Source organism: Haloarcula onubensis (assembly GCF_031624605.1).
Lineage (GTDB): Archaea > Halobacteriota > Halobacteria > Halobacteriales > Haloarculaceae > Haloarcula > Haloarcula onubensis.
Map to the genome: position 1 here is coordinate 278,264 of NZ_JAMQOS010000006.1, position 12,774 is coordinate 291,037.

Consider the following 12,774-nt stretch of genomic DNA (forward strand, 5'->3'; position numbering starts at 1 on the left):
CTTAGAGAGTTTTAGACCAGTGAAAACAGGAGGTACGGATGCATACCGATACAGTAAATAAAACTAGAGAGAGTCTCCAAAAACAACAACTTGTTTGTTGTTTGTGATGTTATTTCTGAGTACTACGGAATCATTTAAGGCTAGTATATTTAAATCTTTTCCAAATAAGAAACAACACTAAAATCAGCTAGTAAAGCTCTTCAACTTCCTAAATTCGCTGTATGAGCCAGATTGCGTCTCTATACTCCATTACTTCTTCTCACTCTCTCACCCTAGCTCAAGTTGCAAAAGGGGAGGGGGAGTCATTGATATTCCCTACTGTGAGTCGCAAGAGTGCCTGTACAACGAGAGTGAGCCCGAGTTACCCCACAAATTCAAAGTGTATTCGCTTCGTGGGGTAACTATGGAAGAGAGGCCTCCGACTCCGGATCTCCCGAAGTATCTTCGCGAGCCACTCGAGAAACAGTCCCCGGAACGGCTGGAAACGGTAGCGGCCTACGCAAGTGACCTTGCCGAGTGGAAACGAGGACAGCGAGAGGCAGAACTGGAACAACGTCGAGCTGAGGAAGAAGTAGATGAAGAGGAGCTTGAAGAGCTTAGTGAACGAGATATTTCGACCGATCCCGAGGACTACAGCGATGTTCCGGGTGGAGCCTACATCACGGTGAAGACCACGAAGAAGACAAATGATGCAAATTATAGATATTACTACTGGCAATGGAGAGAGGGTGACTCCTGGAAGAATGAATATATTGCTCCGGTCAATCCGAGAGAGTAGTGTTCTTACAGAAAGTTCATCCCGCATATCCGCACGAACGACAGAGTAGACGAGATTCGAGTCATTTTTTCTTGCCTCTAAGGCTCGGTTCCAACTCTTGAACTGATCTACATAGATCTTCGTCCGTCTGGCATGTCGGACAATGAGTTTGCCCCGTCCGAAGTGTCTGGCCACGGTGGCGACACTCGTATCGCGTGTCAGGGTCTTTCTCAGAAAGCGCTTCTCGACAAATCTCGAACCGTGGAGTCAAGTAGACCGGCCGGAGAAAGAAATTACAGAACCTACGTATGGAAATTCCGACTGAACTACTTACTCTCTTTTCGGCTCAGATTGAGCAGCACGATGAGAACTTCGTTATTGAGGTTCCGAGAGGCGAAGTCGATACTGGCGATGTCCAAGGCGGTGAAACCTATCGCGTAGCGCTACTACCGGGACCGGCCAACGGCGATAGTGACGATGCTACCGTGTCAAATTCGGACAGTCGTCCCGCCCAGTCGAACCCGCCGGTTGAAGAGGGTGAACGGCGGACTGTCGAGATTGAGAGTATTGGTGACCAGGGCGACGGTATTACTCGCGTCGAGCGTGGATTCGTCGTCATCGTGAGTGATACCTCTCTCGGTGAAGAAGTGACCGTTGAGATCACGAATGTAAGAGAAAACGTCGCATTCGCGGATGTAGTAGACCGCCCGGGCGACATTGAGCAAGAGGGCTAACGGCGCTCACTCTACGCAAAGCAGCTTTCTCCGTAAGAAGAGTCAGTCGCTTTTTGGCACTGATTCCGGCGAGAAGCATGACCAGTTTTCTGAAGATAACTGCCACTGCCAACTATCGAGAGACACACAAGCGTAACTCGAACATGCAGATACGGAATTAACGGACAGTTCTCACAGAATTATTTTCGAGACAATCGGGGGAACCAGCTGCTCAGTCCACTCGCGCTCACGGTCAGCAGATTCGTGGCTTGAAACTCTGAGACGAACCGCTAGGTAGGCATCACTGTTCGTCGGGTGACCCGTTTGCGCCGTCCTTGAGAAATCAGGATTAACAAATAATTATTCACTTACCCAAAGCTCTATTTTCGAGTTAAACAATATTATATGTGTGGATGCGGATTATCTGACAATGAGTCAGTCTGATCGAGACTGGTGGCCGGAGATGTTGAACGTCGAAATCCTCGACGAGAATGCCCGCAATCTCGGGCCACACGGCGAGGCATTCGACTACGGGGATGCGTTCCAGGAACTCGACCTTGCGGAGGTGAAGTCAGATATCGAGGACGTGATGACCACCTCACGAGAATGGTGGCCGGCTGACTACGGCCACTACGGCCCGCTGTTCATCCGGATGGCGTGGCACAGCGCGGGCACATACCGGACGACTGACGGCCGTGGCGGGGCGTCAGAGGGTGCACAGCGCCTCCCGCCGCTGAACAGTTGGCCGGACAACGCGAATCTGGATAAAGCCCGGCGGCTACTCGAACCGGTCAAGCAGAAGTACGGTCGCAAGCTCTCGTGGGCAGATCTTATCGTCCTTGCGGGGAACGTCGCCATCGAGTCGATGGGCGCCAAGACCTTCGGCTTTGCAGGCGGTCGCGAGGACACGTTCAAGCCCGATCAAGCAGTTGACTGGGGGCCTGAGGATGAGTGGGAGGCCTCCGAGCGCTGGGACGAGGACGGCAGCCTCCAGGGCGACCTCGGCGCGACCGTCATGGGCCTCATCTACGTGAATCCAGAGGGTCCTGATGGCAACCCCGATCCCGAGGCGTCCGCGGAGAACATCCGGGAGTCCTTCAGCCGGATGGCGATGAACGACGAGGAGACCGCTGCGCTCATTGCTGGCGGCCACACGTTCGGGAAGGTCCACGGCGCGGCCGACCCTGACGAGCACGTCGGTCCGGAACCCGAGGCTGCCCCCATCGAGAACCAGGGCCTGGGCTGGGAGAGTGACTACGGCTCCGGCAAGGGCAAAGATACCATCACTAGCGGCATCGAGGGGCCCTGGACGTCGGCGCCGACCGAGTGGGACACGGGGTACCTCGACAATCTCCTCAACTACGAGTGGGCCGCGGAGAAGGGGCCCGGCGGCGGTTGGCGGTGGGTCCCGCTCGACGAGGACCTCCGGACGGCCGCGCCTGATGTCGAGGGCGACGACACGGTGACGCCGATGATGCTCACGACGGACATCGCGCTCAAGCGCGACCCGGACTACCGTGAGATCATCGAGCGCTACCAAGACAACCCGATGGAGTTCGGCATCAACTTCGCGCGGGCTTGGTACAAGCTCACGCACCGAGACATGGGCCCGCCGGAGCGATTCCTCGGCCCCGAGGTTCCCGATGAGGAGATGATCTGGCAGGACCCACTGCCGAACGCTGATTACGAGCTCATCAACGATGAGGATGCCGCCGATCTCAAGAACGCCATCCTTGCGACGGACCTGTCGGTCCAGCAGCTCGTGAAAACGGCGTGGGCGTCCGCGTCGACGTACCGCGACAGCGACAAGCGTGGCGGCGCGAACGGCGCGCGCGTCCGGCTTGAACCCCAGAGGAGTTGGGCGGTCAACGAGCCCGAGAAGCTGACTGCCGCGCTCCGCACCCTTGAGGAGGTCCAAGAGGAGTTCAACGCCTCGCAATCCGACGACGTCCGCGTGTCGCTGGCCGACCTCATCGTGCTGGGCGGGCACGCGGCCGTCGAGCAGGCGGCGGCCGACGCCGGCTACGACGTCGAGGTACCGTTCGAGCCGGGGCGCGTTGATGCCACCGCCGGAGAGACCGACGTCGAGTCTTTCGAGGCGCTGAGGCCGAAGGCCGACGGTTTCCGGAACTACATCGGTGACGATGTCGACGCGGCGAACGTCGACGTCGTGGAGGAATTGCTCGTCGACAAAGCCGAATTGCTGGACCTGACGGCTTCCGAGATGACCGTGCTGGTCGGCGGGCTGCGGTCGCTCGGTGCAACCCACGGCGACTCCGACCTCGGCGTGTTCACCGACGAGCCGGGCACGCTGACCAACGACTTCTTCCAGAACCTCCTCACGATGGACATCGAGTGGGAGCGGTCCGACGAGGACGACGTCTACATCGCCCGCGACCACAAGACTGGTGAGGTCGAGTGGCGGGGTACCCGTTTCGACCTCGTCTTCGGGTCGAACTCTCGGCTGCGCGCTATCGGCGATGTGTACGCCGCTGACAACGCCGAGGAGAAGTTCGTCAGGGACTTCGTTGATGCCTGGAGCAAGGTTATGACTCTCGATCGCTTCGATCTCGAGTAGACAATCCGCCAACCGACCCACGTCCGCGCTACGTCCGATATCCGATGGACGTATGTTTTCGTTTGGGACGCAACGGCGCGCTACCGCCGTTGTTCAGTGGATAGTCTGTACTAATCGTTAGATAGCTTGGTCGAACATGCCGCGAGAAGCACGACCACAATCCTCTTTGAACAAATCGGTACTGGGAATCCCTCTTCTTTGCACCGTCTGTTGAGCGAATACGCTGCTCAGTTAACGTGCATACTGATTGTCGGTCAATATATATTTTTCTTGGCATGTTCTGACACTCGTCCAAAGTACAGGGTGTCCATTACACATAAGGAAGTTACCAGAAATAGACGGTCTGAATCAGCCAATATATCTCAATGGATATGGCTTTGTTTTATCCCTAGCTTGGATGATTATTAACTTTCGCAATTTTCAATATCTGTATTCACAGGAACAGATGTATTAACCAGCCCCACGGCCGATTGGAATTGTGAAAGTGTTTGTGAATCTCTGATTGGAAGAACTAGCCTACCTTCCCAAGAACCGGACCTCATTGATTCAAGAAGTTCTGAAGAGACAAAACCTTCAAAAATCGTCTCATTATTTAGTTCCATTCGTAAATTTCCGGGTGGCCCAGCGGAAATAGCTCCTTGGTTTGCTAATTCTTGGAATCGGTTTTGTGCAGATTCACTGAACTCAATTGTTAATCTATCAGGTCTATTTTCAAACTCTTCAGACCGAATAATTTCAATTTCTGATCCTCCCGCAACCGTTTCCTCTCCATCGTCAGTTTCGACATAGTATGTAATATCGCTCGGCGAAGTCACTAAATCTTCACCTTCTGCAACAGTAATACTAGCCGCTATCAGGTCTGGAGACGACTCCTCTGTAGAAACATATTGAATGCCATACTCTGAAACTGTTTCTGCCTCTGCTAATGAGGATTGAATTTGCGTGCCGACTTCGTTTAGCGTTGGTCTACTGAGTCCCTGGAAATAACCCGTGATGTTATCATATTGATCTATGAGGAGCCTCAGATCCTCACTGACCACCTCATTCCTGAACTCAATGACATATCTATCAGTAGCTTCTACTATCAAAATATTGTTATTCTCTGGGTTGATTTCTTCTTCGACAAAAGACTCCGCTGCTTCCTCAGTCCTAGCAGTTACACTAAACCCTTCAGGAGTCGCTAATAAAACGTGCGTGCCGTCAATATCTCCACATTGAGGAACTTCTGAAACTTCAGCAAACTCACCTGTGGGTGTTATATCTGTTTCCGATGATCTATTGGAATCAGACTGACAACCTGCTATGAGTACAGTTACAGCACAACTACCTTTTAAAAAATCACGTCTACTAATCATACAAACCAAATTAAGTTTATAGATGAAAAAACTAACTCCGTTTCATCAACCTCTCTATTTGGAACAGAAAAGCCATCAGAACCATTCATCGCAGATATATCACCAAAAGTCTCCAAATTGCCTGTGGAGCTAGTATCAGCCGATCACACTGACACAGTTCTGACGAGGCTCACAGAATAAAACCTGTGCAACTGATGCCCAAACAGCTATATGAATAATAAATCTGGTGTATTTTGGGTTAGTGAGTCAATATCGGCAGCGACCGCCGCTGACGCGACGGTGCTACCATTGACGATCGGTGGCCAAACCGGGGACATCTACTGGAATAAGCGGTCGTCAAGTGGTTGGTTCGCTGGAACAGATCGGCGGACTCCAAGTGTTGTCTAAGTAGCGGGATGCATCATTACCCAGAACCCCATGAGCAACCATTATCAGAGGCAGCGTCCCTCACAACGGGGCACCGCCATGGCTTCACACTACATCCAAGCAGACAATACCTCTAACCAGACATGATAAATTGAGTGTCAAGAGCCTATAATTCAGCGAGCTGGCAAAAATAAAAACCGCCACGCTAAACTCCTCCTTGTATCTCGTCCGACATTCCGAACAGGTTTCGGGTAAGTCAACTGGTCTGTTGATTTGTGACATTCCTATCTGAAAGTTGACTTTTTCGGTCAAGCATGGGGCGAGAAGCACGAGCAGTTTCTTGGAAAGAGCTGGCACCGCGAATAGTGCGAGACACACTAGCAGAAATCGAATACGCAGGGGCGGAGTCAATGGACAGTTCTCATAAAGTTGATTTCAGCACTGTTGTGACGAACCTGCTGCTCAGTGTGGCTGCGAATCTAACACCCGCAGGCCTACAATAGATCTCCAAGAAGGTGCTATTCGTCGGTAAGATCGGGGCACGCTACTTCCCAGAGGTGGTCGTCGGGGTCAGCGAAATACCCAGAATATCCGCCCCAGAAGGTGTCCTGTGCTGGTTTGACGATACGACCACCAGCAGCCTTCGCTTCCGCAAGTACTGCATCGACCTCGTCCTCACTGGTCACGTTGTGGGCTAACGTCATCCCTGAAAACCCAGTTCCGTCGTCAGGGACGGTAGCATCTTCGGCAAGTTTCTCCCGCGGATAGACCGAAAGCCACGCCCCTTTGAGGGTGAAGAATGCGACATCACTATCTGGCTCACGATCTCGCATCGGGAGGTCGAGACCATCTCGATAGAACTGGATGGACTCGTCGAGGTCTTTGACACCAATCGTTACGAGCGAGATCTTCGGATCCATAGAGAGAGGACTCTGTGAGAGCTGTTAACTGTACTGACCGTCAGTTTGCTCGGTCGAGAATGCTGGGATAATCACGACCAGTTCCCTAGGGTGAGCTGCCACTTTGATCACCCTCACAGCCACGGTCGACGATCAAATACACAGAGACGGAGCCAAAAGACATCACTCACAGAGTTGATTTCAGAACGGTTGGGACGAGCCAATTGCTCAGTGAGCCTGCACATTCAGCATACACTAACGAACCAATCCCGCTCAGTTCCAAAACGAGGATTCCGATTGCGGGCTCAACTCGTACCAACTGCATGGACCAGATATGGACCATTCTACAGGTGAGTTTTTAATTCATGGGGTAGTAAAATGGTAACAGGAAACTGATAATATGTGGGATGCTTTTCTAAGCCATGCGGGAGAAGATAAAACTGCCTTTGTTGAGCCTCTGGCTAAGGAGTTGGAAAATTGCGGTCTAAGCGTATGGTATGATGATTTTGAACTTTCTGTCGGAGATAGCATCCCCAACGAAATCCGGCGCGGTTTGCATAACTCGGATTTTGGTGTTGTTATCCTTTCTGAAGCTTTCTTTGAGAAGAGTTGGACGCAAGAAGAGTTAGATTCACTAATTCAAAGGGATGTGAATGAAAAAGATAAGGTTATCCTTCCTGTTTGTTATGATATCACACCAGAAGATGTACAGTTCCATCACAAGCTATTGGGCAAACGATATCTGATTTCTGGTGATTCAATGTCTGTTCCTGAGGTCGCCCAAGAACTCTATCAAGAGATATTGGAAACGCGTACAAAACCACTCAACAACGGTGATTTGGAAGATTTCGATCCTGAAACCCTAGACTACATCGCTGAACTAATCGGAGAAATAAAACGAGGGACGGAAATTGAAAACTTTTTCCAGCGCTTGAATTTCGACATTGATTGGGATGATGCAAAAGAAGGCAGTATAGACGAGTGGATATCAACATTTCCAGTTGAGGCTAAAGAAAGGGGAGTAGATTTAGAGAGTGAAAGGAAGAGAACGATTTTAGAAAACCTCAAAGATTTGAATGAAGAAGATCCCTCAAATATAATATCTATTATTGAAAAGCTGATCCATCCTAGACACTACATTGAAAATGATAAAGAAAGGGAGCAGATCATTAAAAACTTGAATAATATATTAAGATGGGAAGATTTGAGGATAGTTGACCAAGGAGAAGTAAAGAAGCTAACCTGAGCCGCTAGTTAACCGGGCCGATAAGAGAATAGGCTACATCTCGCACTGGTTGCTTGATAAAGACAAAACGAGACGAATATCACGATAGTATATTAATCTCTATGCTGACCGTCAGTCTGGCCAGTTGAGCATTCGCCGATATTCACGACCACACTGCAACCACTCCGTTTTACCCGAAGGTGAAGTTGAGGCTCCAATTGAGTGGGTAGAAGCACACGAAGAGCAGAGTGCCTTGGAGGGGTCACTCACCATCGCGTTTCTCGAACAGATCGCAAATGTCCTCTAATCGCCCGAATTACGACGATTTGGTGCGGTTCTCAATGAATTCCTGCGCCCATTGATTAAGGAACTCCACCGTCTCTGCCCGCTCCTCAACTGAGCCACTGTCCGTAAGCTGGATGAGTGACGTGTCTGCTTCATCTTTTTCGGCCCACCCGGTCACAATCCACGGCTCCTCAGTAGATCCGACTATATTTCCGTCAGAATTCGCAGTACAGGCGGATTGGGTAAGATTCAGCTGATCCGACGCTTCGACGAGCGTCGCTGCTAACCAGTGGAACAAGGGACTCCCCGGAGCGAGGAATCGGAGTGAGGGGTACTCTTCAGCCGCATCGGGGTCGAAGGTTACACCGATTCCTTGGCGGTGATTTGCGATGCTCGCTGCGAGGGTATCCTCACTTTCCTCCGCTGTGATAGGCGCGTCTCCCGGATGTTGAAGACAGTATATGAATTCTGCGTCTTCCGGTTCAGTGAGGTCGAATTCGATATCCAGCTGCGACAGTGGATCGAACTGGATTCCCGCCTCGCTGAGCGTTTCGTTCTCCAAGAAGACTCCCTTGGTGGCCTCTACGGTAAAGACGGGATCTCGGTTTTCACTTGGGTTCCCAACCTTCCCGAGATCAGGATGAGAATAGGTTTCCCAAGCATCCAGACGGGCTTCTTGAATAACCTGTTCCCGTAGGGGTCGGTCGCTGTCGACCTCTGATAGTGAATCCTTGAGCTCTACTGGATCGTCCTCACCTTGCTGTTCCTCGATATCTTGTTCGATATCTCGTTCGAGTTCTTCATATTCCTCGCTGTCCGCTTTCACCCCTTCAACCATCGTTGCCTCTCGAATCTTCGATCCGACACTGGATAGAATCGGCTGCATATCGCCGACGACGTACTCGAACAGACCTATGCGGTCGTCCAGTCGGTCATAGATATCTGATTCGACGGTGTCCTCATAGCTGTAGTTGAGGATGTAGACGTCGTCGTATTCCTGACCGATTCGGTCGATACGACCGATTCGCTGTTCCACTCGCATTGGGTTCCACGGGAGGTCATAGTTGATCATCGCACCACATTCCTGCAGGTTCAACCCCTCACTCGCTGAGTCGGTACACACCAGAATATCTACTTCTCCATCGTTATCGGAGAACTCCCGCTTGACACGTTCTTTCCCTACATTCCGCCAGGTGTCCGCTTCTTCGTCGTACATCTCGCCCCCGTCACCCGAGTAACAGGCGATATTTTCGCCGTACTTCCACCGGAGCTGCTGGCGGACAAAGTGCATCGTGTCTTTGTACTGCGTGAAGACAATGATGCGACTCCGACCTTTTCGGTCGAGCATGTCGAGGTCGTCGTACAGCTGATCCATCTTTGGGTCGCCATCGACCTGCTTGACTTCCTGAATGAACGACTCCAATTCCTCGATTTCCTCTTTGAGGAGATTGATGCCCTCATCTGTGAGACTCGGTGCCAGTTCAGTTAGATCGACGTTCAGTACGTCTTCGCCGGCGTCTTCCAACTCGGCAATCTCATCTTCACTGTATTCGCTCAACGCATCCAGGGCTGCCTGACGATTCTCGTCCTGGTCGTCTCGAATCCGCTTTCGTCGTTCGAGCACCTTTCGCTGTGTCCGGAGCTTTTCTAACCGGGTAGAGAGACTCTGTGAAATTGCATAGACACTGCTAGTGAGTCGCTGGCGGTACGTTGTCATTACGAACCCAATTGCGCGGGTTTCCATCTCACTCGACTGTTGAGCCTTCTTGTAGAAGGTCCGGGTGTACTCGTCGATTCGATCATACACTCGGCGAGTCTGCTCGTCGAGCTCGATCCGGCGTCGCTCGGGTTTTCTGGTTGGTACCCTAGCTTCAAGCAGCCCTGCTTTGCGATATTTTCTGAGCGTATCTCGGGTATTCCGGTGGATGCACGCATCGACCGGCGTCGCCCATGAGAACACGTCCTTCAGGACGTTCCAGCCGTCTTCACTGAGTTCATCGAGCGCATCAAGCCTATCACTTCGTGAGGAGATAATCATCTCCTCATTCAGCACTGATTCTGGATACAGCAACCGCTTGATTTTTGTGTTCTCGTCAGCCCCGAATGGATCGATTTGCTCGTCGATAGCGGCGTCGACTTTCCGCCGGTAGTCATCATACTGCCGTCCATATCCCCGTGCCAGATTGCAGGCTGCGAGGAGTCGCTGCTTCGCAACGCCACGACCCTGATCCTCTACCCCAAGTTCGTCTACGAGCCCTTCGAGGACGACGTCCGCGTATTCAACCGAGGAATCAAACTGATCCTGAAACGTTCCGTCGAGTGTTGCTTGCGTGGGCTCACTTGATGTTGAGCGAGATGACAGGTCTGCTCCGCCTTCGAGAACGGTTGATAGAGCTTGGCGGGTCTCGTAGAACTCGACAAATCTGTCTCGATCGTCCCAGGCCTCCGGGATATCGAGGAGCGTCAGAAGGTCGTAGAGTTCCCGGTGGTGGAGCTGCATCGGCGTCGCGGTGAGTAGGTAATAGCAGTGGGTATGATCGCGGAGCCGCTCAAGGAAGTTGTAGAAGTTGCTCCCACGACGGGCGTTGTGCGACTCGTCGACGACGACTGCGTCCCAGACACCTTCTCTCCCGTCTGTACTGCGCCCTCGACAGCTTGCTTGGATATCGTTCCTCGTTCGGACAGTCCCTTCGTCAGCGGGAGCCACCTGGTCCCACCGGCCTGTGAGACGCGCTGTGTGCCAGGACATGATTATGACGGTCGGCGTGGGAGCGTCCTTTTGAGTGTGTGCAAACCGCCACAGCGGGCTATTTGTCCACGCCTCATCTCGTCGGTCTGCGTCGATATCTATGTCGCTAGCGTCGGGGATCGAATGCTCCTCTCCGAACGCGTCGATGAAGACGTAATCGTAGTCGCTTCCGCGGTCGTACCGGTAGGCGTTGATGTTGAACTTCTCCCAGAGCTCTTCCTGCCACTGGACGGCGAGACTGGCGGGCGTGAGGACGAGTGAGTTCTCGAGTTCGCCTGTCAACCCGAGTCGAGAGAGTGTCAGACCGACTTCGATGGTTTTGCCAAGCCCGACCTCGTCGCAGAGGAGGTATGAATTCGGATATGTGTTGACGGCGGTATCGGAGACGACCCGCTGATGTGGCCATGGGTCGATTGTACTTGCCTCTTCGGCGAGTTGGAGGCCGCCAGGCGCCTGCGCTCCGTCAGCTAGAATTCGCCCTTTGTCGCCGTCGGTCGGGGGCTCTGGTTCGCGGAGTTTCTCGACAATTTGTGAGACTTCGACGTCGTTGTCTGGGGCCTTCCAGTCGATGAGTTCCTCTTTCAGGGCCTCCGGTAGATCGTAGACATCGACGTACGCGTGCTCGTCTTTCCACAGCTGCTTGAACGACTCTCGGTCGCCTTCGACGTAGGGGGCTTGGCCGTCGTCCCACGAGCGGTGGACTTTGAACCGCTCGTAGTTCCGCGTCCAGCCACCGGCCGTCTCGTTGATGCTCCCTTCGAACGAGATCCAGTTCTCTTCCTCATCTCGGAAGATCCCTACTTTGGGGTGGAAGATACCCCACTCCCCGCAGCTGGGGACCGCGATCTTGAGCTCGAGTCGATCCTCTCGGAGGAGCCAGGCGAGTAGCTGGAGTTGCTGATCGAGCGTTTCGTCATCCAAGTCCGTCAGGTTCTCGTCAAGATCGTCGGCAAGCGCCTCCAGCACAGGCCGATCCTTCGGCTGAAGCTGTGCGCCGACGATGAGTCGCATTCGGCCGTCGTTTTCGACGAGAGCCTCAATTCCGTTTGCAGCAGCAGCGAGAGAACCACTATCGAAGTAGCCTGCAATCCGGTCGTACTGGATGCTTCGTTCGAGCGCCGGGACGTAGAACTCCTTGATTAGATGAGCGACATCGTTGCTTGGCTGGCTTTCATAGATAGATTTCCAACTGTATTCACGGAGGCTCATATATGTTTGATATCCATTTTTGATGGTGCCAATAATAAATAACAGGTGTAATGCTACTGGTGAGATACTTATATAAATAACCAAGCTACAGTTATCTCTATGCAAATAGAGATCTTCACGAATGGCTCTGGGACTACGGCAGATAGGGTAAATGTGGAGTCTGTTGATGAGTTTTTCAAAGGGGGTTTTTTATCTATAAAAGACTTGTCTGAAAAGTTAAGTTCTTATGGAGATATTTCAATACATATTCTTTCAAAGAAGTACGGTTATTTACAAGGATCAGATCCTATTTCGGAACTAAATGTAGTAGAAGGTACCAGTGCTAAAGACACTCAAAGATTTTCGGATATGATTTCTAAAGCATCGAGGACCGCTGATGTGGTGATAATCCTCCTAACAAAATCTGTATTCGAAGGGACAGTCAGCGATCAGTGGAAAAGATTAATATCGCAAGCCAGACGAGACAGTATTTGGTGTATTGGTGCCTCCGGGAATGCGGTTTCTTCAATAGATTTTGAGGAACTTCGGACCAAATCTACATCTGTTATTGTTTATGAAAGAGTTGGAGTGGCCCGTATCTCAACTGAAACAAAAAAAGAATTAATAGAGGCAGTCAAACAGGTTTCCACGAACTAACT

At 51.9% G+C, this 12,774-nt stretch carries 8 protein-coding genes; 5 read left to right on the plus strand and 3 right to left on the minus strand.

The window, feature by feature from the left end:
- The first annotated feature begins 403 nt into the window (after positions 1-403).
- The 3 genes from NDI86_RS17860 to katG all read left to right on the plus strand — a co-directional run bounded on the left by NDI86_RS17860 (position 404) and on the right by katG (position 4,048).
- Complete coding sequence (locus NDI86_RS17860; RefSeq protein ID WP_310901730.1) at positions 404-778, plus strand: hypothetical protein; 375 nt, start codon at positions 404-406, stop codon at positions 776-778.
- A 287-nt stretch (positions 779-1,065) separates the two neighbouring features.
- The gene (locus NDI86_RS17865) at positions 1,066-1,491 is read left to right on the plus strand and encodes a TRAM domain-containing protein (protein WP_310901731.1); all 426 of its coding nucleotides are present in this window, start codon (positions 1,066-1,068) and stop codon (positions 1,489-1,491) included.
- 409 nt (positions 1,492-1,900) lie between these two features.
- The gene (gene katG / locus NDI86_RS17870) at positions 1,901-4,048 is read left to right on the plus strand and encodes a catalase/peroxidase HPI (RefSeq protein ID WP_310901732.1); all 2,148 of its coding nucleotides are present in this window, start codon (positions 1,901-1,903) and stop codon (positions 4,046-4,048) included.
- Between the two features lie 404 nt (positions 4,049-4,452).
- Here the strand turns inward: katG and NDI86_RS17875 are convergent, their stop codons facing one another.
- Entirely contained in the window at positions 4,453-5,403 is a 951-nt protein-coding gene (locus tag NDI86_RS17875) for a twin-arginine translocation signal domain-containing protein (RefSeq protein WP_310901733.1), read from the minus strand.
- An 884-nt stretch (positions 5,404-6,287) separates the two neighbouring features.
- Positions 6,288-6,689 carry a VOC family protein gene (locus NDI86_RS17880; RefSeq protein ID WP_310901734.1) on the minus strand — a complete coding sequence of 134 codons (402 nt, stop codon included), beginning with the start codon at positions 6,687-6,689 and terminating at the stop codon, positions 6,288-6,290.
- A 379-nt stretch (positions 6,690-7,068) separates the two neighbouring features.
- On the opposite strand from NDI86_RS17880, the gene NDI86_RS17885 reads away from it, so the two are divergent.
- A complete protein-coding gene (locus tag NDI86_RS17885; protein ID WP_310901735.1) occupies positions 7,069-7,914 on the plus strand; it encodes a TIR domain-containing protein in 846 nt (281 codons plus the stop codon).
- A 295-nt stretch (positions 7,915-8,209) separates the two neighbouring features.
- On the opposite strand, the gene NDI86_RS17890 is transcribed toward NDI86_RS17885, so the two are convergent.
- Complete coding sequence (locus NDI86_RS17890; RefSeq protein ID WP_310901736.1) at positions 8,210-12,136, minus strand: helicase-related protein; 3,927 nt, start codon at positions 12,134-12,136, stop codon at positions 8,210-8,212.
- A gap of 99 nt (positions 12,137-12,235) precedes the next feature.
- Here NDI86_RS17890 and NDI86_RS17895 point away from each other — a divergent pair, with 99 nt between their 5' ends.
- Positions 12,236-12,772: a hypothetical protein gene (locus NDI86_RS17895; RefSeq protein ID WP_310901737.1), complete on the plus strand. Its 537-nt coding sequence runs from the start codon at positions 12,236-12,238 to the stop codon at positions 12,770-12,772.
- Positions 12,773-12,774 lie beyond the last annotated feature (2 nt).

Coding starts and splice junctions, on each gene's coding strand:
- NDI86_RS17885 (WP_310901735.1), top strand. CDS start 7,069: ATGTGGGATGCTTTTCTAAGCCATGCGGGAGAAGATAAAACTGCCTTT.
- NDI86_RS17865 (WP_310901731.1), top strand. CDS start 1,066: ATGGAAATTCCGACTGAACTACTTACTCTCTTTTCGGCTCAGATTGAG.
- NDI86_RS17890 (WP_310901736.1), bottom strand. CDS start 12,136: ATGAGCCTCCGTGAATACAGTTGGAAATCTATCTATGAAAGCCAGCCA.
- NDI86_RS17895 (WP_310901737.1), top strand. CDS start 12,236: ATGCAAATAGAGATCTTCACGAATGGCTCTGGGACTACGGCAGATAGG.
- NDI86_RS17880 (WP_310901734.1), bottom strand. CDS start 6,689: ATGGATCCGAAGATCTCGCTCGTAACGATTGGTGTCAAAGACCTCGAC.
- katG (WP_310901732.1), top strand. CDS start 1,901: ATGAGTCAGTCTGATCGAGACTGGTGGCCGGAGATGTTGAACGTCGAA.
- NDI86_RS17875 (WP_310901733.1), bottom strand. CDS start 5,403: ATGATTAGTAGACGTGATTTTTTAAAAGGTAGTTGTGCTGTAACTGTA.
- NDI86_RS17860 (WP_310901730.1), top strand. CDS start 404: ATGGAAGAGAGGCCTCCGACTCCGGATCTCCCGAAGTATCTTCGCGAG.